We start from the raw sequence: 19702 nt of genomic DNA, 5'->3' as shown, positions 1-19702 counted from the left end.
ACTCAAGCTTGACTTTTTCTTCGGAATATCGGAAGATTTGGCCGTCGGGTGAGCCGGCGGGTCCGGCGGCCCCGACCCAGAAGGAAGAGGCGAGAATGCAATCCACAGATTGGCCAGACCAGCATTCCAAGATGCTGTGCGAGCTTCATGCCCAGGGGCGGTCCTATGCCGAGATCGCGCGCGCCCTCAATGCGCAGTTCGGAACCGCCTATACGCGGAACGCGACGCTTGGCCGCGGCAAGCGGATCGGGCTGGTCGCGCCGGGCGGGCCGAAAGCCGCGCGGTCCGCGCCCCGGCCGATGTCCGCGGCGGCCCGAACCGGACGGCGAGTCGCCGAGGCGGCGGTGCGGCCGATGCCGTCCCCGGTGAAGCCCGCCGCGGCCGTCAAGCTGCGTTGTGTCGGCATCAGCCCGCGCCTGCTGTCCCTGGACCAGCTCGAGCGCAACGATTGCCGCTACCCCTATGGCGGCGACCGGGACGACGATCCCATCACCTTTTGTGGCCATCCGCGCCAGCCCGGCTCCTGCTACTGCACGCCGCATTACCATCTCACGCGGCTTCCGCCCGAGGAGGCCGCCGTGCGTCCCGCCGGCCCCTTGATCCTGCGGCTGGTCGCGGCCGCGTAGAGCGCGGCAAACCCGACCCGAACCGACCCCGTCCATTTTCCGGAGACGAGACATGGCGCGCCCCAGACGCAGCAAGCCCCATCGCATGTCCAAGACCCACGACCGCAGAGCTCACGACCTGCCGCGAAATGCAGACGTGATTCCCGTGGAGATCGACGATCCGCTGGCGCTCGAGCCCGGTGATAAGATCGTCGCGTTGCGATCGGTCCGCAGCGACCCGCTCGGCCGGCTGCACGCGCACAAGCAGCTGGATGACGCCCAATACCGGGCCGGACGGGCGTTCCAGAATGATTGGGAGCGGGCCGAGCGGGGTCCGCAGGCGATCGATCCCTCGCGCGAGCACGTCGACGGCGCCCGTGGGCGCGAGCCGGTCACCGAAGGCCAGAGGCGGGCGGTGCTGCGGCTCAACCGCGCCGAGCGCGAGCTCGGCGCCGACGGCGCGGCGATCACCCATGACGTCCTGGTGCACGGCCTGACCATGGAGCAGGTCGGACACAAGCGGGGGCTCGCCAGCCAGCGCTGGAATGATTATTTTGCCCGGCGCTTCAAGGAGTGCCTGGACCGGCTGGCCGTGGTCTACGGGTTTTCCACCGACAGGATCCCCAGGAAATGCGATGGGGCCGTGCGATCGGGCCATCGGGGCGAGAGCTAACGGCCGGTACGACCGGCACTCGTTCCGTCGTCGACGGGTACGAGCGCCGGTCGGACAATCGTTTTCCCTCAGGGATGCGGCGTCACGACATAAGTGGTGCTGTAGGGCTCGACGCGCAGCGAGGCATGCGACAGCAAACCGATCTTGGCCGAAGGCGTCATCTGCAGCTCGCCGTTCGGGCCGCGATGAACGTTGTACTGCCAGGCCGCGAGGTCGCCTTTCTGCGCCAGTGCGCGCGCAACGGCGCTGGCATCGCTGCCGCCGATCGTCGCCAACTCGTCGCTATTGAGACCGATGACGATCTCGTCCTTGACGGTCACCACCTTGAACAGCGAGGTCGCGCTGTCACCGGCGCTCGCAATCGAAGCGGTGAGCGCCAGCGTGGCGACGGCGCTGAAGAATGGGCGTGTCAGTCTGGAAGGCATGAGGACTCCTGTTGCCGACGGCATGATGGACGGCGTCGGTGTGCAGCCATTGGTTCCCGACGGGGGGCCGTCGGTTCGCAGAAATCGATGCGGCGGTGGGCTGAACCAGGGGGCGTGACGTCGCGTCTAAGCACGATTGCGGAATGCGTACGTGCCGCCGGACGGCCGGGGTGGTCCCTGAGTTGACACAGGTCAAGCTGCACGCCCGGGCATGTTGTATTTGGGAACGAGTGAAGTGAAGGGTGATGCCATGTTCAGCGGGAAATATCGATCTCCTTCGGCCGGTGGAAAAGTCGCGATTGCGGCCGTCGCGGCCATCGCCGTGGTGGCAAGCGCGCCGGCGTCAGCTCATGAGCGGGCGGCGGGTCCGGCCAACAAGCCGGTGGTCGCGACGGCGACAGCCGGCGATTTGACCGATCTCAGCGCTCGCCGGCGCTATCGCCGCGTCTACAGGGGCAATCCAGCCGCCGGCTTGGCCATCATGGGTGCAATGATCGGCACCATCGGCGCAATCGCCGCGCATCAGCACGACGACTATTATTACTATGGGCCCGGCTATTATCCCGGACCCGGCTATTACGGGCCGCCACGGGTGTACTACGCACCGCGGCCATATTATGTTCGTCCGTATTACGGGCCGCCCGGTTACTACTACAGTCCGTACTGACGTGACGCGGCGCTCCGTCCATGTTGCGGTGTCGGCTCAGAAGCCGCCGGCGCTGAAACGGAGCGGCTGCACGACGTCGTACGCCGCCTTGCTGATCGGGACCGCATAGTCGACGGTAAGCGGTCCGAACGGCGATGCCCAGGTCATGCCGACGCCGACCGAGGAGCGCAGCACGTTCCTGTTCGCCACCTGGACATTCTGGGTCGGGCCGCGATAGCCGAACACGGTTCCGGCGTCGACGAAGGCCGATGCACGCAGGCCGTATTCCTGCGGCAATCCGGGAATGTTGCCCTGCAGCTCCGCCGTGGTCGCCCAAAACAGGCTGCCGCCGACATTGTCCATCGTCGATCCCGGCGTCAGATCGCGCGGCCCAAAGCCGCCCGGCGCGAAGCCGCGCACCATGGTGGGACCGCCGAAGAAGCTGTTGAGCAGCGGCGCCTGCTGGCCGCCCCATCCGGTGATATAGCCGCCTTGGGCGCGCACCATGCCGGTCAGGTCGCTGTTGATCGACCGATAATAGCGGACGTCGCCCGTGGTCCGTAAGAAGCGAACGTCGCCGCCGAGACCGGCGAGATCCTGCGTCAACTGCGAACGAATGCCGCTGGTCGGCACCTTGTTGTTGTCGAGCGAGCTGTAGGTGACGGTATTGCCGAGCGAGGACACCGTCTGCCGTCCGGCTGCGACCGCCTGGCGAACCGGCAGGGACACCGCCGCCGGCGAGATTCCCGGCGCGAGCACCACCCTTTGGTCGTAGAGCGAATAGCGCCACAGCATGGCAGTCTGCTCGCTGACCGGCATGCCCAGGGTGAGGGCACCGCCATAGGTGTTGCTGCCGAACGATTGGAATGTGCTGACCATGCTCTGTCGCGCGAACAGCTCCATGCCAGGTGTCGTTCGACCGAGGGCGTAGGGCGAGGTGAAGGACAGGCTGGCGCCTCGCGCGAACTGGCCGTAGGTGAAAGTGGCCTGCGCAGTGTTGCCGGTGCCGAGTACGTTGCGGTCACCGATCTTCACCTCGGCGAGCAATCCGTCCGTGGACGAATAGCCGCCCGAGACGTTGAAGTCCCCGGTCGCCTGATCGACTGTCTCGACATCCAGCACCACGCGATCCCTGGCCGAGCCCGGCCGCGTCGAGATCTTGACGGTCTTGAAGTAGTTGAGGTTGCGCAGGCGACGTTCGGCGCGGTCGATCAGCGTCCGGTTGTAGGCGTCGCCCTCGCTGACGTCGAACTCGCGTCGAATCACGTCGTCATGCGTGCGCGTGTTGCCGTGGATCTCGATGCGCTCGACATAGCTGCGCCGTCCCTGCTCGATCTGGAAGGTGACGTCGGCCAGCCGATCCTGCGCATGGCGATCGATCCTGGGCTCGACCTGCGCAAACGGAAAGCCGAGCTTGCCAAGTTCGGCCGTCAGGACGTCCGAGGTCTTGTCGATCTTGCTCTGGTCGAAGGTGTCGCCCTGCTGCGTCAACAACAATGTGCGCAGGCGGTCGCAGGCCAGCCCCTGCACGTTGCAGGAGACGTCGACTGCGGCGAATTTATAGAGGCCGCCTTCCTCGATCGCAAAGGTGAGGTTGTAGCCGCCATTTGCCGCGTCATAGTCGACGCTCACGTTCGTGACCTCGGCATCGGCGTAGCCGTGGTCACGGTAATATCGCCGCAGCAGCTCGCGGTCCTCGTTGACGCGATCTGCGTCGTAGACGTTGCCGCCGGTCACGAAGCTCAGCACGTTGGTGGCCGAGGTCTTGATCACCGCGTGCAATTGTCGGGCGCCATAGGCGCGGTTGCCCGTGAAGTTGATCGCCCTGACCGGCGTCTTCCTGCCTTCGGTGATGGTGAAGACGAGATCGACGCGGTCGTTGCCGCGATCGATGATCTCCGGGACGACGCGGACGTCGTCGCGTCCCGCACGATGATACGCCTGGATGATGCGGGCGACGTCGCCCTGGACAGTTGCGCGTTGCAGGCCGGCTCGCGGCTTTGATAGCACCGCGCCGGTGAGCTCCGCATCCTTCACCTTCTTGTTACCTTCGAAGGCGACGCGATCGAGCACTTTTGCTTCCGAGACGCGGACCACCGTCCGTCCGTCGGCGCGGCTGATCTTCACGTCGTCGAACAGTCCGCTTGCAACCAGCGCCTTCAAGCCGGCGTCGAGCGCGGCGGCGTCGTAGCGCCCGTTGGCGTCAGCGTGAAAATAGGATCGCACGGTGTCGGCATCGACGCGCCGATTGCCCTGTACTGCAAGGGCTTCGCCCGCCACCGCCGGCGGCGCGGACGTCAGCACCGACAGCGTCGCAACGATCAATGCGACGTGTCGCGATCTGCTGTCTCCGCGGTGACGGCTGTTTCGGGCGGTCAACATGCGCGCATCTGCCTGCTCGTCATGCCGGGATGCAAGAGCCGGTGGGCGGCCAAATCATGTCGGGGCCGTGGAGACTCGGGGGCCTGCGATCACGCCTGCGAAGGGTGACCGGCAGGGAACTGGGCGCGGCCGCAGAATCGACGCAGAGTCGATTCAAACGACGTGCAGCATCGTCCTCATCCGTACGCGCCAGCAGATGCTGATGCGGCGAACGTTTGTCGGGAGCAGACCATGCGCGCGATCGCCTTGGCCCTCATCGCTTGCACTTTCGTTCAATCAGCCCTTGCTGCTGCGGTCGTCCCAGAGATCGACCCACGCGCGTCGCTCGGTGTCGTCCAGAACTGGATCTACAACTATCGCACCAAACCCGACTACGCCCATGTGCCGGCGGCGGTCCGGGTGCTGTTTCATTCGCAGACGTTCAAGGAGCCGGAGAACGCTGGCATCTATCTCGGCTTCATCGCGGGGGCGATCGGCTCCAATCCCGCCAAGGCCGAACAACTCGTCAACAGCTTCTTTCCCGTGCCTCCCGAGGAGGAGTGGGTGGTCGTGCGTGCCATCGCTTATTCGGGTCTGCCGGACTGGCGCAATCTCATGCGCAGGGTCGCGCCGAAGATGCCGGGCCGCCGCGTGATGGTCGACGGCTATCTCAGCGGCGCACAGCCGACCTTGATGGACATCCCATTGGAGGAAACGAAGCCTGGCGTGATGGACAAGCTGCGTGGCGCATTGACGCAGAATCCGTTCAAGAAGGAGGAGCGCAAGCTTGACACACGGCTCAGCTACGCGACCCACCAGGATCTGCTCGACATCCTCTGGGGTTATTACTTCGCAACCGGCTCGCGCGTACCGATCCAGCGCATCGTGCAGATGCTGCCGTGGTCGAAGAGCCGCGACACGGTCGACAAGCTGACGATCGGCAGCATGGCGCGCTATACGCTTGCCAGCTATTCGGTGCGCGATGCCAGCCTGCGCGACTATCTCCGGGAGGAGCTGGCGCGGCAGTCGGGACCGGTCAAGGAGCCGCTCAGGGAGGTGGTTGAGGCCGCCGATACGGTGCAGCTCGGCGCCGTCCGCAAGGATGCCGTCGCCGCCGTCGAGGAGCTCAAGACCAGGGGCTCTGACGCCCGGCGCAACATGGATTTCTGGGGACAGCTCGGCGTCGGCGCCCTTGCGCTCGGTTGTGTCTCGGCCGCCGCGCTGGGGCAGGTCGCCGTCGGCATCCCTTGCGTGATCGGCGGCTCGGCCTCGCAGGGCCTGCTCTCGTTCTGGGAGAAGCAGCAATAGGCCCTCGGTGGCGCAGCGGCGGCGTTCGTTGGCGGCCGAGGGAAGGGGAGAGCCGGTGGAGTGGATCGGCGGGGCGTCTAGCCCTCAAGGTGCTCTTGCTGCGGAAGCGGCCCGATCGCGTGCCCGATATGCACACTCAAGAGTTGTTCGGCTTTTCGTTTCCTCTACGAAAAGTAGAAAAAGCAGTCAGCGCGCAGTCACTGCCGGCACGCCTATGAAAAAATCAGGACAGGCTGGCTTTCACTGCAGCCGGATAAACCGGTTCGCGGTGAACCTCCGCGCCAGATTCGTCGACGACGACGATGGACAGCCTGCGGTCGGTGATGCGCGGGTCGTGCCGGAGGCGCCGGGCCAAATCCCGGCTGTGCTCGATCGCCCCTGCACTCGTCGCAAATTCCAGGCCGGTCCGGTCTCTGGTCGGAATGCCATCCTTCATATCGAAATAATAAGTGCGCATGGTCTTCCTGCAGCCGCTGTGTCGCGGGAGTGGGCACGGATCCCGAGCGAGATCCGCAACCCATTCTTCCCCCCAAGCAAACTATAGAAGACCTCTAATGTGGAGGACAAGCTTACCGCTGCCGTAATCCCCCCGCCTCGTTCGGTAAACGACCGTTTCCACTGGTATCGTCAGCCAGAAACTGCCAGAAGGCTCAAATTGTGACGCCGAAATCAACCAACCGGTCAGTTCGGCTTGCTGCAAGAGTTGTTCGCTGGCATACTTTCAACCTCGTCGGGTTCCGCACGGTCGATTTCCAGGCGGGCCATCCTGAGGATCAGGGTCGCAGTCGTCAGACCGAGACTTTCAGCCTCGATTGCTGCAGTATCTACCTTGCGTGCAAGGCCTTCACGTTTGCTAAGGACTGGCATTACTGTTTCCTGCCAAAGGTGCGAGATGAAGAATTCAACATTCATCGCGGAGCTGCACACGAAGCTCGGAGCCCCATCGAGCGAAGCCGTGGAAAGCCTTCGTCTGCTGAAGGCATTCCTGAAGCTGGCTCCGGGCCAGCGCATCGAGGTGATCGAGATGGTTGAGCGGTTGACCGCGGAGTCCCTTTCGGAGACCGATCGCCCTCTGTCCTGAGCTCATCCCTCCCGATTACCCGCAATGGTTGCGGGAGGTCGCGTCGCAATCGCATAGATTGCATCATCCAGCGCTTCCGATTCGTGCAGCGTCCCGGCCGGCAGCAGAATCCTGTCGCCGGCCGTGCAGATGCGCTCGCCACCTTCCCAACGAAACGTGAGTCGTCCCTGGATCACGACGAGGATTTCGTCGACCGGGTGGGTATGGAAGGCGTGAACCTTGCCGGCCGCATCGTGCTGCAGCTCGATGCAGCCCTGCGTCGGCAACAACGCTAGGATGTCGGGATCGATCGCGAAGCTGGTCTTCGTTCCAGCGATGATCTGGGTCATGCGGCCTGCTCCTTGTCTGCAATGGACGATGGCTTGGTCTGCGCCAGCTTGTGGAAGGGACAGGCCGGCGGCGGCTGGTTGTCGTCGTAGAGGAAGTACTGTTTGAACTCCCGGCCCTCCGGATTGCCGTAGCGTCCGAGCTGGGGCGAAGGCGCCGTCGTGTCGAACGGGACCAGCCGTTTGCGCACCTCGCCGAAGGCCTTGGCGGCCGCCTCCTCCGTGCCGAGCATCCGTTCGAACACCCAGCGCGGCTGGAAGGTCAGCATGAATGCGCTCGAGCGGCGGCTTTGCCGCATCACATGCGCGGGCGTGCTGCAGACGACGAAGATCGGCTCACCGGCAAACGAAAACTCCCACATCGGATGATCGACGGTCTCGGGAATTTCGGCGGGCCACGGCTGGCTGTCGACGCGCGCCAGCTGATCGAGGATGTGCCAGAACTTCTTGTAGTAAGAGTTGATGGTCTGGACCGGGCGCGGGCGCGTGAACAGCACCAGCGAGGTGTTGGGTCCGTGCGAGCGGCTCTCCGAGACGAACAAGGCGAGCTGCTGGCCGAGCACGTCGATGTCGATGGGGTCGAGAAACAGATAACGAAGCTGATCGTGACGATAGCCCGCGACGCCGAATACGCACGGAAAGGGTCTTGCTTCGCTGCTCATCTGAGCCTCGAATTCCGAAAACAGGACACTTTGCCAGGTGCCGGCCTGATGGCCGGATCGGGCTTCGTCCCTTCTCAAATACAAACGCGACATACTGACCCTCTCTGTTCTTATGCTTAAGTACGAAGTATCAATTTGCGCCTCATCATCAGCGGCCCAAGGAGTCCAGGAAGCGACATCAGAACGAGAATTTCGATCAGGGCTGCGTAGCCGGAATCGCTGGCGGCACTGCGCAGGCTTGATCCGATGTCGGGGTTGAGGCCGCTCGCACTCACCATGGCAAAGGCGATCACCGGCTGAGCCAGTCCGGCAAAAATGCCGGCGGCCGTCGTATTGATCGATGCGCCGACGCCGATGCGCTCCGCCGTGTAGAGATGCTTGGTGCTTTTCAGGATCAGCGGCACGGTGCCCCCGGCCACCAGACCGAGCACGGCGAACACCGCGCCGACATAGAAGAAGCCGAAGCTGTGCGCCAGTGCCGGCAACAGCATCACGACGAGCAGCATGCGCAGCAAGGTGATGGAGATCAGAGCTGCATTGAGCGACTGCATCCGGTCCGCGGCATGGCCGAGAAAGATCGATCCGATGGCGTTGCCGACCATGAAAGCGAGCAGGGGACCGCCGGCCGCCGAAGGCGAGATGCCGAAATAATGCGCGACCATCGGGATGCCCCATACCCCGGCGAGCGTGGTCACGACCGCGAAATGGGCAGCGAAGCTCATGGCGCAGCCCCAGGTCGCGGCCGATCCGAGCGCATGCCAGCTTGTGACCAGGACGCTCTTCAACGTCCGGCTGGTGTAGTTCGCCGGTGCCGATTTCAAGGTCGCGAACGCGCAGGCAAAGTTCGCGACGCCGACGCAGGCGATGAAGAGAAAGCAGGCGCGCCAGCCGAAGCCGCTGACCGCAGCGGCGAGCGGGGTCGTGGCGAGGACGCCGCCGACATAGCCCGACACCTGGGAGATGCCGGACATCAAGCCGAAACGCTGGTCGGAAAAGCTCTGCGCGACGAGCTTCAGCAGCGCCGTGAACACCAGCGCGTCGCCGCAGGCCACGACCACGCGCGCGACGAAGACGTCGAGCAGGCTGGGCGACAGGGCGAAGGCGGCACTGCCGAGCACCGACGCCGTCAAGCTGCACAGCACGACACGCTTCACACCGTAGCGGTCGACCAGAACGCCCGCGGGGATCTGCATCAAGGTGTAGCCCCAGAAGTAGCTGGAAGCGAGCATCGCGACGCCGGAGGCGTCGGTGCCGAAGTCGCGCATGAAGTCGAGGCCCACGGTCTGCGGCGACATCCGCTGCAGGAAGGCGACGGCGTAGGCGAGCGCGACTGTACCCCACGCAACATAGGCGCGATCGAGGAACCGGAGCGGAGAGGATGCGACCGCTTGTTGTCCGAGCGCCGCCATCACACCCTCGCATAGCCGACGGAGAACAGGGCGTCGGCGGAATCCGGGATGATCCGCGACATCGCGGTCTCGACCAGCGAGGCCCTGCCGTGATAGTCTTGCCTGATGTGCTGGATGTGTCCGTAGGCGCCGCGCATGATCATGCGGGGCACCTCGAGCGGCTTGCCCGGATAGATCGTCGCGCACATCTCGACGCAGGCGGCCTGCAACTCGGCATCCGCCGTCTCATCGAGCAGCGACGGCGCGACTCTCTCGCAGATCTTGGCGTTGGCAGCCCACACGATCGGGTTGCGCGTACGCCATCCGTAAAGAATTTCTTCGCCGGGTGTGACCGACCCGTGATGCCTGAGGATCTGCGACGTAAAGAACCCATACAGGCCACGACCCTGATGTGCGGGTAATACTTCGGTCCCACTGCGATAAATGGCCGGCCGCTGCGCGATGGTCATCACGCGATAGACCGAGAACGCGACCAGTCCGACGTGATCGTAGACCAGAACGAGGCCGTATTTGCCGTTGAATGGCGACGAGGCCGCGGTCCAATGCGGTTCGATTGCTTTCCAGTTAATGGCAATGATCGAATTCATCGCATCCATGATCGGCTGCCGATCAGACAGCTCGATCTCCGACGCGTCGGAAAAGCTGTAGACGGTGTAGTCGTCCCAGGGCGAGGCGATGGTCCTGTATCGACCGTCCAAATTGCGCGACATCGCGTGAACTCCACCACTGCAAGGTCGAGCTATACAGGCGGTCCTCCGATGGCTTAAAGGACAATATGCCCTCGAATTCTGCCAACTCTCCCCGGCGTGCTGCGGTGCGTCGAGATAGTGCCGAAAGGCGGCTGGCCATCTTTGCCTTTCCCGGAGTGACGTTGCTCGACGTTTCCGGCCCGGCGCAGGTGTTCGCCGAACTCAGCGAGATCGAGCTGCCGGGGCCGGGCTATGCGCTGAGCTACGTGTCCAAGGAGGGCGGACTGGTGCCGACCGATGTCGGCCTGATGATCGACACTGCGCCACTCTCGTCCCTGAAGCCTGAGGAGGTCGATACGCTGCTGATCCCGGGGGGGCCTGGCATCTGGAAGCTGCGGCAGGACGAGACGGTGATGCAGTGGATCGGCCAGGTGCTCCCCGGTGCCCGGCGCATCGCATCCGTCTGCCTGGGCGCCTTTGCGCTGGCATGGGTCGGCGCGCTGGAGGGCAGGCGGGCCGCGACACATTGGCGCTACTGCCCCCGTCTGCAGGACAGTTTTCCGAACGTGAAGGTCGAGCCCGACGCGATCTTTGTGCAGGATGGCCGGGTCTGGTCATCCGCAGGCGTGAGCGCCGGCATCGATCTCGCGCTGGCGATGATCGAGGAGGATTTCGGCCATACGATCGCGCTCGACGTGGCGCGCCGGCTCGTCGTCTTTCTGAAACGTCCTGGTGGCCAGAGTCAGTTTTCGACCGTCCTGGCGGCGCAGGCGTCCGACGTCGAGGGTCGGTTCAGTGCGCTGCATGCCTGGATCATCGAGAACATCGCCAGCGACTTGCGGGTCGAGGCGCTGGCCGCGCGAGCCGGCATGACGCCGCGCACCTTTGCGCGCACCTATGTCAGCCGCACCGGCATGACCCCGGCACAGGGAGTCGAGGCGCTCAGGGTCGAGACGGCGCGCCTCCTACTCGAAAGCCGCCAGATCGAAAACGTGGTCGAAATCGCCAAACGGGCGGGCTTTGGCGACGACGAGCGCATGCGGCGGGCGTTCCTGCGGCATCTCGGCGTGTCGCCGTCGGAGTATCGGCGCCGCTTCTCGGGCTGAGCGGCGCTTGCCGCAACCGGGGCTGACAAGATCCGCCGGACTCGGCGCCCTTTCCTTTGCTTTCGGGTCAATCCCGCCGCTCGCTTTGAGGCCGGTGCGGCCATGCCTTATGCGAGCGCTCAAAGCCTTCCGTAAAAGGCCACGTGTATAATGCTGAAAATTTGATGCAGATCCGCCTCCGCCGAGGGGAAAGGCCAATGACCAACATCGTTCCCTTTCGCACGAGGACACTCTCTCCTGAGGCCGCCTTTGCGAGCGCTGAGCAGAAGGCGGTGGTTGTGGTGGCCGGTGCTGGCCTCATGGACACCGTGCGAGTCGGTGCATTCAGCGTCAGGGAGGATGCGAGAAAAACTGTCCTCCTCCTCGATCTTGCCCTGCAGCATGCGCGAGAGCTCTCGGGCCTGTTGCGGACGAGCGCGCGCGACGGATCTATGATCGTCACCTCGCTTCGATCGAATACGCTTTGCAGATTGCGCGTCAACGTATAGCCGCATTCTGACAGCCGCTGGCGGCTTTCCTCCGCATCCATTTGTACGGCGACGCAGGGAGTCGGATGTGGTAGTTGGATCTGTCGTGGAGGAAGCAACGATGACCCAAACCAAACTGGAAGTGCCCGCTGAACTGCGGGACCTGGCCGAAAAGACCATCTCGCAGGCTGAAAAAGCATTCGAGATGTTCTTCGACGCAGCCGGCAAGTCGATCGGCACAGTTCCCGGGCCTGCCGCCGACATGTCCAAGCAGGCGCTCACTCTTACCGAGCAGAACATCAAGACGGCCTTCGAGCACGCTCGAAAGCTCGTTCACGCCACCGAGCTCGAGGAGGCGATGCGGATCCAGTCCGAGTTCCTGCGCAGCCAGTTCACCAACGCCGGTGAACACATGAAGACGATCACGGCGAGCATCATGTCGGCCGCGAGCAAGGCGACCGAGCCCAAGAGCTGAAGCGCGAGCCTCGCCGTCGCAGGAGCGACGGTCTGCATGGACGGAACTCGGCGGCAGTGCTGCCGCCGAATGGATGCGAGCGGACGAGACGGGCGAAAGAGCCCAGCCCTATTTTCGCAGGCTGCCGATATAGGCGGCGATGTCGGCTGCCTCCAGCCGGTTGAGCGGGAAGCTTGGCATCTTCGGATGCGGGTCGAGCAGGAAAAACGCGACCTTCTCCGGCGTGAAATCCGTTCTCTGAGCAATCTGGGCGAAGGAGGGAACGTCCGCGCTGGCCTGCTTCTGCGTCCCCTCGATGAGGTGGCACGAGGCGCACCAGCGACGGGCCAGATCTCCGCCGTGATCCGGATCGGCGGCCCAGGCCGGTGTCGATGCCGCAGCCGCGATCGCGATCGCCATAACTCTCATCACCGAGGCGTGCATCAAGGAACTCCTGATCTTTGTCTGTTGGGTGGTGGCATACCTCGCCGGAGTGACGGCGGGTGGCTCACGAAGGAATGTTTCGCCCCCGGAGAGGAGCGATCTTGGCGGCTCCGTCTCGCAGGCACGCGCGGCACGTCGATGAATCTCGACGTCAATTACAGCATGATTTGGGAAAGTGGGACAGGTCGATCCGGCTGACGATTGCCTTCAGGAGCGCGGTCGCGCGGCGCAGCCAAGACATATCGGCCGGGCGAGACACGTCGGTCGAGGCGGTGATCGTCAACTCTTCCGCAACGTAGGACATGTCGAGCCCTCCCTGTCGCTCAGCATCTTTCCGCTCAGCCTGTTGACGAGATGCGTACCGCCACATGCTGGGCATGCGGCCGCCTCATAGGCATCGAACTGGTCGGCAAGAGCCGGTGCGGCCAAGTCGATCTGAACGTTCGATCCCGTCTGGGAGCAGCGAAAAACGAGAGTTTCCATCATCTGAACATGACAAATGCCGGCATCGATGCCTTGATCTGTCTCAACAGACGATGAGGCGACCGGCGCGTGCCGGACTGCCGGAGGGCAGAATGTCAGGTCAGGCTATGCGATGCGGCCTTCGCCCTGCCGATCCGTTCGGCAACGTTTACCGTGGACACGGAACCCGTCTGGGCCGCACGGAGGGCCGCATCGATCTTCGACTTCACGCGCCGCGCTGCGAGCGCAGCGAGTCTGGTCTGGGTGCGTCCGGTCTTGATCTGATCGCCAAACTCGTACCGCCATTCCCAAATGTCCGGTTCAGCAGTCGCCACGACGGTATATTGAACACCTCGGTGGATCACGGAACCCCCCCCTGTCAACACTTCCACTCAAAGTCAATGTCTAACCAATCTACAATCAATCCGGGCAAATACGGGACTGGAACAATTGCCAGCTCCGCGGTGGTTAGAGGGTTAACACCACCATGCCGACAATGTTCCGCAGGTGCCCGGATTCCGTGCACACTTTTCCGGTACGGATATCGGCCGTGCACAATCGGCGGAAATCGCGGGGCAGCCTGAAGACGCAGACGGGGGCTGCGTTCAAGGGCCCGAAATTTGCCAGAAGGGCGGACGACGCGTGTGGCGGATTCGAGTTCCGATCGATGGCCGGCAGGAGATATCAAGGCACGACATGCCGGAGTCGATGTTAGTCCGCCATCCCGAGACGAGGTCCATCTTGTTTGCCGATGATCAAGAGCTGGCGAAGACAGATAGCGTGGCAGCCGGCAGCGGCAACGGAGGTCGTGACCTCCGGGTCGACGCGTTCCGGGGGCTCGCCCTTTGGTTCATCTTCATCGATCATGTTCCGGACAATTCGCTGGCGTGGCTGACGCTGCGCAATTACGGCTTCAGCGACACCTCCGAGGTGTTCGTCTTCGTCTCCGGCTACACCTGCATGCTCGCCTATGGCGGAGCGCTGCCGAAGCAGGGCTGGGCGACCACGGTGGTGCGGGCGCTGCGGCGCGCCTGGGAGATCTATGCGGCGTTCCTGGTGCTGCTGCTCGCCTATGCGGCGCTGGTCTGGGTGATCGGCGGCGGCACGCGCTTCGTCGACGAGACCAACACCGGCTTCTTCTTTCGCGAGCCCGGGCCCACGCTGGTGCATGTGGCGCTGCTGCAATTCGCGCCCGTCAACACCGACATCCTGCTGACGTTCGCAATCCTGCACATCTGCTTTCCCGTCATCCTGTGGCTGATGATCACCAGCGCGACGTTGACGCTGGTGCTTTCATTCCTGCTCTACATGATGGTTCAGCTGTTCAGCTGGCAGGTGCCGGCGTGGCCGAGCGGCGAACTGTATTTCAATCCGTTCGCCTGGCAGTTCCTGTTCGTGATCGGCGCCTGGTACGGCTGTGCCGGCACCACGCGCCTGCGTCCGCTCCTCGACTCGCGAGCGCTGTTGATCGTGGCGATCACCTATCTCGCGTTCAGCCTGTTGATGGCGCTCAGCTGGGAGTTCAAGAGTCTCGAGAACCTGATCCCGTCGGCCATCAGCGGCCTGATCTATCCGATCTACAAGAGCCACCTGGCGCCAGTGCGGCTCTTGCACTTCCTGGCGCTTGCCTTCGTGGTGTCGCGGCTGGCGCCGCGGGACTGGAAGGGGCCGATTCGTCCGCTGATGACGGCCATGATCAGGTGCGGCGAGAACTCGCTCCCGATCTATTGCCAGGGTGTGCTGCTGGCCTTCCTCGGCCAGGTCATTCTGACCGACGTGGCGAGCGGGCTGGCGATGCAGCTGCTGATCAGTGTCGCCGGGATCGCGATCATGACCATCGCGGCCACGCTGCTGACATGGGAATCACAGCTCGACCGGCGCGGGCCGCGGCTGTTCTGACCACCGCTCCTCAACGCCGGCGTGCGACGGTGACCCCGAGCAGGAAGGCGACGAACAGGCTCGCGAGCGGCGCCTCGCGGGTGATCGCGCTGATGGTCGACAGGGCGGTTCCGGGCCGCCGCGCGGCCCTTGCCGCTTCGCTCAGTCGGTCGACGGCCGCACCCAGCGTGCCCACCACCTCGCCGAGTGTGTGTGACATGTCCGTCGCGGTGTCGAGCGCGCGTTCGGCAACGCCCGGCTGTGGAGGTGTTTCGAACGTTTCGCTGTTCACTGTCGTTGCCTTCTTGCCGCGGCTCGTCGGATTGGCACCCCCGTGCCGACGCGATTCGGCCGAGGGCGAATGTAGTGCTCCTGAAAATGCCGGCTGATGCGATTGGTTCCCATGGACCGAGACGTCGCTGGCGAAGCATGCGGTGCAAAATCGCGCTACGCTGGGCGACCGGCCGTCGATGAAAGGATTCCGTCTTGGCTTCTCCAGACCTTACAACGCCACATCGCATCGCCGTCCTTGGTGCGCCGATCGATCTCGGCGCGTCGGTCCGCGGTACGCTGATGGGGCCTGCTGCGCTGCGCACCGCAGGTCTCGTCACCGTGCTGGAAAGCCTCGGGCTCGACGTCACCGACTACGGCGATGTCGGCATCGCCGACATGACGGAGCAGGTTGACGAGCCCCCGATGAAGGCCAAGCACTATCGCCAGATCCAGCGCTGGTCGCGGGTGCTGGCGCGTCGCAGTCAAGAGCTGGCGCAGACCGGCGCCATCCCGGTGTTCCTCGGCGGCGACCATTCGCTGTCGATGGGGTCGGTGAATGGGATCGCGCGCCATTGCCGCGAGATCGGGCGCGAGCTGTTCGTGCTCTGGCTCGACGCACATGCCGATTACAACACGCCTGAAACCACCATCACGGCGAACATGCACGGCATGTCCGCCGCGTTCTTGTGCGGCGAGCCGGGTCTCGATGGTCTGCTCGGCGACGAGGCACGCACGTCCATCACCCCAGATCAGTTGGAGCTGTTCGGCATCCGCTCGATCGACAGAGCGGAAAAGGAACTGCTGCGTCTCCGGCGTATCAGCATCGCCGACATGCGCGCCATCGACGAATTCGGCGTCGGCGTGCTGATGCGCCGGATCCTCGACAAGGTTCGTGCGCGGAACGGCGTCCTGCATGTGAGCTTCGATGTCGACTTCCTCGATCCCGAGGTCGCCCCCGGCGTCGGCACGACCGTACCGGGCGGCGCGACCTATCGCGAGGCGCATCTCATCATGGAGATGCTGCACGATTCCGGCCTGGTCCGTTCGGTCGACATCGTCGAGCTCAACCCGTTCCTCGACGAGCGCGGCAAGACCGCGCGCGTCGCCGTCGAACTGGTCGCCAGCCTGTTCGGTCAGCAGATCACGGACCGGCCGACGCCGAGCAATGCGATCGTTCCGGATCAATAGAGCGGATGCCTCCTCACTCGACCTCGGTGAGCCCGAGGCATCCGCGATCTCGGGCTCAGTAGCGGGCGTCGTACATCTTCGACTCGACGAAGCCGAGCAGATCGTTCGGCGCAGGCCCTGTGGCGAGCCCGTTCTGATAGGCAACGCCGGCCACCGCGGCGCCGATATAGGCAGACACCTCGCGGATGCGCGGCAGCGCCGGGTAAAGGCTGCCCTGCTCAAGATCGGCGCCGGTGACGCAGTTCGCCAGGGTATGCGCGGCGGCCATGAACATCTCGTCGGTCACCAGCCGCGCGCCGCTGGCGATGGCACCCAGGCCGACGCCGGGAAAGATGTAGGAGTTGTTGCCCTGGCGCGGCACGAAGGTCTTGCCGTCGAGCTTGACCGGATCGTAGGGGCTGCCGCAGGCGAACAGCGCGCGGCCCTGGGTATAGCGATAGGCCGACTCCGCGGAGCATTCCGCCTTCGAGGTCGGGTTGGAGAGCGCGAAGATGATGGGTCGCTCGTTCAGTTCGGCCATGGCCTGCAGCACTTCTGGCGTGAAGGCGCCGCCGACGGCCGCCACGCCGATGATCGCGGTCGGCTTCAGCGTCCTGATCGCGGTCAGGAAGTCTGCGATCGGCGCCTGGTCGTGCGCATAGCGCAGCTTGTGGCCGTGCAGGTTCTCTCGCCCCTTGATGACGAGGCCGCGCGAGTCCGTCAGCCAGTTGCGCCGCAGCGCCTCTGCTTCGGACAGGCCCTCGGCCATCATGGCGGAGACGACGAGATCCGCGATGCCGGTGGCCGCCTCGCCGGCCCCGAGGAACAGCACCGTCTGGTCGCGGAGCTTGCCGCCGGTGATGCGCAGCGCCGAAAACAGGCCGGCAAGCGCCACCGCCGCCGTGCCCTGGATGTCGTCGTTGAAGACGCAGGCGTCGTCGCGATATTTGTGCAGCAGCTTGAATGCGGCGTGGTTGGCGAAGTCCTCGAACTGGATCAGCACGCCCGGGAAGGCGGCGCGGGCCGCGGTCATGAACTCGTCGACGAACGTGTCGTAGGCTTCGCCCGTAAGGCGCTTCTGGCGCAGCCCAATGTAGTAGGGGTCGGCCAGAAGCTCTTCGTTGTTGGTGCCGACATCGAGCATGACGGGCAGGCACTCTTCCGGATGGATGCCGGCGCAGGCCGAGTACAGCGACAGCTTGCCGACCGGAATGCCCATGCCGTTGGCGCCGAGATCGCCGAGGCCCAGTATGCGCTCGCCGTCGGTGACGACGATGAGCTTGGCGCGATACGGCCAGTTGGCGAGGATCTCCGCGATCCGGCCGCGGTCGTTGGCCGAGATGAACAGGCCGCGCGGACGCTGGAAGATCAGGCCGAATTTCTGGCAGGCGAGGCCGACGGTCGGCGTGTAGATCAGCGGCTGGATCTCGTCGATGTTGTCGCAGACCACCCGGAAGAACAGCGCTTCGTTGCGGTCATGCAGTGCGTTCAGTGCCACGTACTTCTCGAGGTCGCTGGACAGGCTGCGAAGATTGACCAGGATCCGCTCGGCCTGGGCCTGCATCGACATGACCCCGGCGGGCAGGAAGCCGCGCAGGCCGAGCGCATCGCGCTCCTGCTCGGTAAAGCCGGTGCCCTTGTTGAGCAGCGGATCGCGCAGCAGCGCGAGTCCGCGCGGAGAATAGGGGGGTAGCGTCGATGCGCTCATGCGTTGCGGCTGGGTCAAGGCAGTCTCCGAGGTCCTTTGTTCGAGCACCGCCATACCGGAGCGCGCCCGACGTTGATCGGCATCAATCGCGGCGGGATGGCGGGAACGGGACTGTTAACACAGTTTACGTTCCGCATTGCACCAATGACGTTGTGCAACTGCGTTGCAGCCCACGCAGAGGGAAATGCGATGGCCGCTAGGCGCGGCCCGTGACGAATGACCAAAGCAGCGCCAGCACGGCGATGGCCATGATACCTGTCCCCATCCACCCCAGGGCGATCAGCCAAGTCCGTCCGCGGAAGCGGCCCATCAGTCTGGCATTGGACACGATCACCATCATCATCGCCATGATCGGCACAGCGGCGATGCCGTTGAGCACGGCGCTCCACACCAGCATATGGATCGGGTCGATGCCGGTGAAGCCGAGCCCGAAGCCGATGATCGTGGCGGCAGCGATGATGCTGTAGAAGCCGACCGCCTCGTCCGGCTTGGCCTCCAGGGTCGCGTGCCAGCCGAAGATCTCGGCGACGGCGTATGCCGCCGAGCCCGCCAGCACCGGGATCGCCAGCATGCCGGTCCCGATGATGCCGAGCGCGAACAACAGGAAGGTGAAGTCGCCCGCGAGCGGGCGTAGGGCTTCGGCCGCCTGCGTCGCCGAGTCGATCCTGGTGATGCCATGCGCGTGCAGCACCGTGGCGGTCGTCACGATGATGAAGAACGCGATCGCGTTCGAGAAGATCATGCCGATCGTGGTGTCGATCCTGATCCGTCGGAGGTCGGGGTGGTCCTTCTTCGACAGCTCGCGCAAGGGACGGTCGACCTTGCCCTGGTTCATCTCCTCGACCTCCTGCGAGGCCTGCCAGAAGAACAGGTAGGGGCTGATGGTGGTGCCGAGCACAGCCACCACCGTCAGCAGATAGTTGGCCTCCGTCGAGAAGCTGGGCCAAACCGCCGCGAGCAGCGCCGTGCTCCAGGGCACTTTGACCATCAAGGCGGTCGCGACGTAGGCGAACAGGCTGAGGGTCAGCACCTTGATGAAGGGTGCGTAGCGGCGGTAGGGCAGGAATACCTGGAGCAGCGTCGAGCCGGCGGCGAAGATCAGCGCGTGCTCATGATTGAGACCGCCGATCACCAGCGACAGCGACTCCGCCATCGCCGCAATGTCGGCTGCGATGTTGAAGGTGTTGGCGCCGACCAGGAGCGCGACGAGGCCGAAGACGATGCCGCGTGGCGCAAGCGCGGTGATGTTGGCCGCCAGCCCTTTGCCGGTGACACGGCCAATGCGCGCGCTCACCAGCTGGATCGCGATCATGAAAGGCGCTGTCAGAAAGACCGTCCACAACAGCCCGTAGCCGAACTGCGCGCCGGCCTGGGAGTACGTCGCTATTCCCGACGGATCGTCGTCGGCGGCACCGGTCACGAGACCTGGACCCAACAGCCGGAATACGCTCCAGAGCGACCGTTTCGGCTTGTTCGGTTCAGATCCGATGGTCGTGGCCATGGCAGCGCTCCCCCGGCGGTGTATGTCTCTCGAAGTCGCACGACCCCTTTTTGTTCC

At 64.3% G+C, this 19702-nt stretch carries 23 protein-coding genes; 10 read left to right on the top strand and 13 right to left on the bottom strand.

Annotated features, from left to right (window positions below):
* The first annotated feature begins 95 nt into the window (after positions 1-95).
* Together QW863_RS23860 and QW863_RS23855 are read left to right on the top strand one after the other, a co-directional pair.
* Positions 96-626 carry a GcrA family cell cycle regulator gene (locus QW863_RS23860; protein ID WP_315713003.1) on the top strand — a complete coding sequence of 177 codons (531 nt, stop codon included), beginning with the start codon at positions 96-98 and terminating at the stop codon, positions 624-626.
* Between the two features lie 52 nt (positions 627-678).
* The gene (locus QW863_RS23855) at positions 679-1278 is read left to right on the top strand and encodes a DUF6456 domain-containing protein (protein ID WP_315713001.1); all 600 of its coding nucleotides are present in this window, start codon (positions 679-681) and stop codon (positions 1276-1278) included.
* A 68-nt stretch (positions 1279-1346) separates the two neighbouring features.
* On the opposite strand, the gene QW863_RS23850 is transcribed toward QW863_RS23855, so the two are convergent.
* On the bottom strand, positions 1347-1703 hold the full coding sequence (locus tag QW863_RS23850) for a hypothetical protein (RefSeq protein ID WP_315712999.1): 357 nt from the start codon (positions 1701-1703) through the stop codon (positions 1347-1349).
* A 250-nt stretch (positions 1704-1953) separates the two neighbouring features.
* Between QW863_RS23850 and QW863_RS23845 the strand changes: the two genes are divergently transcribed.
* A complete protein-coding gene (locus tag QW863_RS23845; RefSeq protein WP_315712997.1) occupies positions 1954-2370 on the top strand; it encodes a hypothetical protein in 417 nt (138 codons plus the stop codon).
* 36 nt (positions 2371-2406) lie between these two features.
* On the opposite strand, the gene bamA is transcribed toward QW863_RS23845, so the two are convergent.
* The gene (gene bamA / locus QW863_RS23840) at positions 2407-4728 is read right to left on the bottom strand and encodes an outer membrane protein assembly factor BamA (protein ID WP_409977961.1); all 2322 of its coding nucleotides are present in this window, start codon (positions 4726-4728) and stop codon (positions 2407-2409) included.
* 234 nt (positions 4729-4962) lie between these two features.
* On the opposite strand from bamA, the gene QW863_RS23835 reads away from it, so the two are divergent.
* Positions 4963-6018: a hypothetical protein gene (locus QW863_RS23835; RefSeq protein WP_315712994.1), complete on the top strand. Its 1056-nt coding sequence runs from the start codon at positions 4963-4965 to the stop codon at positions 6016-6018.
* A gap of 223 nt (positions 6019-6241) precedes the next feature.
* Here the strand turns inward: QW863_RS23835 and QW863_RS23830 are convergent, their stop codons facing one another.
* Together QW863_RS23830 and QW863_RS23825 are read right to left on the bottom strand one after the other, a co-directional pair.
* Positions 6242-6475, bottom strand: coding sequence for a DUF6894 family protein (locus tag QW863_RS23830; RefSeq protein ID WP_315712992.1), 234 nt, complete (start codon positions 6473-6475; stop codon positions 6242-6244).
* Positions 6476-6699: 224 nt separating this feature from the next.
* Positions 6700-6930, bottom strand: coding sequence for a hypothetical protein (locus QW863_RS23825; RefSeq protein WP_315712990.1), 231 nt, complete (start codon positions 6928-6930; stop codon positions 6700-6702).
* Here QW863_RS23825 and QW863_RS23820 point away from each other — a divergent pair.
* A complete protein-coding gene (locus QW863_RS23820) occupies positions 6911-7099 on the top strand; it encodes a hypothetical protein (RefSeq protein ID WP_315712988.1) in 189 nt (62 codons plus the stop codon). The two genes, QW863_RS23825 and QW863_RS23820, sit on opposite strands and share 20 nt — an antisense overlap.
* 2 nt (positions 7100-7101) lie before the next feature.
* On the opposite strand, the gene QW863_RS23815 is transcribed toward QW863_RS23820, so the two are convergent.
* The 4 genes from QW863_RS23815 to QW863_RS23800 form a co-directional block, all read right to left on the bottom strand.
* Complete coding sequence (locus tag QW863_RS23815; protein WP_315712986.1) at positions 7102-7428, bottom strand: cupin domain-containing protein; 327 nt, start codon at positions 7426-7428, stop codon at positions 7102-7104.
* Positions 7425-8087, bottom strand: coding sequence for a YqcI/YcgG family protein (locus QW863_RS23810; protein WP_409977957.1), 663 nt, complete (start codon positions 8085-8087; stop codon positions 7425-7427). The genes QW863_RS23815 and QW863_RS23810 overlap by 4 nt, the downstream gene beginning before the upstream one ends.
* A gap of 116 nt (positions 8088-8203) precedes the next feature.
* Positions 8204-9496, bottom strand: a complete 1293-nt coding sequence (locus QW863_RS23805; RefSeq protein ID WP_315712982.1) for an MFS transporter — start codon at positions 9494-9496, stop codon at positions 8204-8206.
* On the bottom strand, positions 9496-10206 hold the full coding sequence (locus QW863_RS23800; protein WP_315712980.1) for a hypothetical protein: 711 nt from the start codon (positions 10204-10206) through the stop codon (positions 9496-9498). The genes QW863_RS23805 and QW863_RS23800 overlap by 1 nt, the downstream gene beginning before the upstream one ends.
* A 65-nt stretch (positions 10207-10271) precedes the next feature.
* Here QW863_RS23800 and QW863_RS23795 point away from each other — a divergent pair, with 65 nt between their 5' ends.
* The 3 genes from QW863_RS23795 (at position 10272) to QW863_RS23785 (ending at position 12233) form a co-directional block, all read left to right on the top strand.
* A complete protein-coding gene (locus QW863_RS23795) occupies positions 10272-11291 on the top strand; it encodes a GlxA family transcriptional regulator (RefSeq protein ID WP_315712978.1) in 1020 nt (339 codons plus the stop codon).
* A 197-nt stretch (positions 11292-11488) separates the two neighbouring features.
* On the top strand, positions 11489-11779 hold the full coding sequence (locus QW863_RS23790; protein WP_315712976.1) for a hypothetical protein: 291 nt from the start codon (positions 11489-11491) through the stop codon (positions 11777-11779).
* 100 nt (positions 11780-11879) lie between these two features.
* Entirely contained in the window at positions 11880-12233 is a 354-nt protein-coding gene (locus tag QW863_RS23785; RefSeq protein WP_315713636.1) for a phasin, read from the top strand.
* Between the two features lie 108 nt (positions 12234-12341).
* On the opposite strand, the gene QW863_RS23780 is transcribed toward QW863_RS23785, so the two are convergent.
* Together QW863_RS23780 and QW863_RS23775 are read right to left on the bottom strand one after the other, a co-directional pair.
* Positions 12342-12656, bottom strand: a complete 315-nt coding sequence (locus QW863_RS23780) for a c-type cytochrome (protein ID WP_315712974.1) — start codon at positions 12654-12656, stop codon at positions 12342-12344.
* A 151-nt stretch (positions 12657-12807) separates the two neighbouring features.
* Entirely contained in the window at positions 12808-12960 is a 153-nt protein-coding gene (locus tag QW863_RS23775) for a hypothetical protein (RefSeq protein ID WP_315712972.1), read from the bottom strand.
* An 866-nt stretch (positions 12961-13826) separates the two neighbouring features.
* On the opposite strand from QW863_RS23775, the gene QW863_RS23770 reads away from it, so the two are divergent.
* A complete protein-coding gene (locus QW863_RS23770) occupies positions 13827-15017 on the top strand; it encodes an OpgC domain-containing protein (RefSeq protein WP_409977960.1) in 1191 nt (396 codons plus the stop codon).
* 10 nt (positions 15018-15027) lie between these two features.
* Here QW863_RS23770 and QW863_RS23765 read toward each other — a convergent pair whose 3' ends face one another.
* On the bottom strand, positions 15028-15288 hold the full coding sequence (locus QW863_RS23765) for a hypothetical protein (RefSeq protein WP_315712969.1): 261 nt from the start codon (positions 15286-15288) through the stop codon (positions 15028-15030).
* A 194-nt stretch (positions 15289-15482) separates the two neighbouring features.
* On the opposite strand from QW863_RS23765, the gene rocF reads away from it, so the two are divergent.
* Positions 15483-16457 (top strand): arginase, encoded by a 975-nt coding sequence (rocF, locus tag QW863_RS23760; RefSeq protein ID WP_315768792.1) that lies wholly within the window; start codon positions 15483-15485, stop codon positions 16455-16457.
* Positions 16458-16512: 55 nt separating this feature from the next.
* Here the strand turns inward: rocF and QW863_RS23755 are convergent, their stop codons facing one another.
* Both QW863_RS23755 and QW863_RS23750 read right to left on the bottom strand, forming a co-directional pair.
* Positions 16513-18144, bottom strand: a complete 1632-nt coding sequence (locus tag QW863_RS23755; RefSeq protein WP_315713635.1) for an NAD-dependent malic enzyme — start codon at positions 18142-18144, stop codon at positions 16513-16515.
* 196 nt (positions 18145-18340) lie between these two features.
* A complete protein-coding gene (locus tag QW863_RS23750) occupies positions 18341-19645 on the bottom strand; it encodes a divalent metal cation transporter (RefSeq protein ID WP_315712966.1) in 1305 nt (434 codons plus the stop codon).
* Between the last annotated feature and the right edge of the window lie 57 nt (positions 19646-19702).

The organism is Bradyrhizobium sp. SZCCHNR1017 (genome assembly GCF_032381375.1).
GTDB lineage: Bacteria > Pseudomonadota > Alphaproteobacteria > Rhizobiales > Xanthobacteraceae > Bradyrhizobium.
Note: the sequence above shows the minus strand (reverse complement) of the source record. Positions and strands in the feature narration are given on the sequence as shown.

Excerpts from the sequence above, each read along its gene's own strand:
- QW863_RS23860 (WP_315713003.1), top strand. The coding sequence starts at position 96 with ATGCAATCCACAGATTGGCCAGACCAGCATTCCAAGATGCTGTGCGAG.
- QW863_RS23855 (WP_315713001.1), top strand. The coding sequence starts at position 679 with ATGGCGCGCCCCAGACGCAGCAAGCCCCATCGCATGTCCAAGACCCAC.
- QW863_RS23850 (WP_315712999.1), bottom strand. The coding sequence starts at position 1,703 with ATGCCTTCCAGACTGACACGCCCATTCTTCAGCGCCGTCGCCACGCTG.
- QW863_RS23845 (WP_315712997.1), top strand. The coding sequence starts at position 1,954 with ATGTTCAGCGGGAAATATCGATCTCCTTCGGCCGGTGGAAAAGTCGCG.
- QW863_RS23835 (WP_315712994.1), top strand. The coding sequence starts at position 4,963 with ATGCGCGCGATCGCCTTGGCCCTCATCGCTTGCACTTTCGTTCAATCA.
- QW863_RS23830 (WP_315712992.1), bottom strand. The coding sequence starts at position 6,475 with ATGCGCACTTATTATTTCGATATGAAGGATGGCATTCCGACCAGAGAC.
- QW863_RS23820 (WP_315712988.1), top strand. The coding sequence starts at position 6,911 with ATGAAGAATTCAACATTCATCGCGGAGCTGCACACGAAGCTCGGAGCC.
- QW863_RS23825 (WP_315712990.1), bottom strand. The coding sequence starts at position 6,930 with ATGAATGTTGAATTCTTCATCTCGCACCTTTGGCAGGAAACAGTAATG.
- QW863_RS23815 (WP_315712986.1), bottom strand. The coding sequence starts at position 7,428 with ATGACCCAGATCATCGCTGGAACGAAGACCAGCTTCGCGATCGATCCC.
- QW863_RS23810 (WP_409977957.1), bottom strand. The coding sequence starts at position 8,087 with ATGAGCAGCGAAGCAAGACCCTTTCCGTGCGTATTCGGCGTCGCGGGC.
- QW863_RS23805 (WP_315712982.1), bottom strand. The coding sequence starts at position 9,496 with ATGGCGGCGCTCGGACAACAAGCGGTCGCATCCTCTCCGCTCCGGTTC.
- QW863_RS23800 (WP_315712980.1), bottom strand. The coding sequence starts at position 10,206 with ATGTCGCGCAATTTGGACGGTCGATACAGGACCATCGCCTCGCCCTGG.
- QW863_RS23795 (WP_315712978.1), top strand. The coding sequence starts at position 10,272 with ATGCCCTCGAATTCTGCCAACTCTCCCCGGCGTGCTGCGGTGCGTCGA.
- QW863_RS23790 (WP_315712976.1), top strand. The coding sequence starts at position 11,489 with ATGACCAACATCGTTCCCTTTCGCACGAGGACACTCTCTCCTGAGGCC.
- QW863_RS23785 (WP_315713636.1), top strand. The coding sequence starts at position 11,880 with ATGACCCAAACCAAACTGGAAGTGCCCGCTGAACTGCGGGACCTGGCC.
- QW863_RS23780 (WP_315712974.1), bottom strand. The coding sequence starts at position 12,656 with ATGCACGCCTCGGTGATGAGAGTTATGGCGATCGCGATCGCGGCTGCG.
- QW863_RS23775 (WP_315712972.1), bottom strand. The coding sequence starts at position 12,960 with ATGTCCTACGTTGCGGAAGAGTTGACGATCACCGCCTCGACCGACGTG.
- QW863_RS23770 (WP_409977960.1), top strand. The coding sequence starts at position 13,827 with ATGTTAGTCCGCCATCCCGAGACGAGGTCCATCTTGTTTGCCGATGAT.
- QW863_RS23755 (WP_315713635.1), bottom strand. The coding sequence starts at position 18,144 with ATGAGCGCATCGACGCTACCCCCCTATTCTCCGCGCGGACTCGCGCTG.
- QW863_RS23750 (WP_315712966.1), bottom strand. The coding sequence starts at position 19,645 with ATGGCCACGACCATCGGATCTGAACCGAACAAGCCGAAACGGTCGCTC.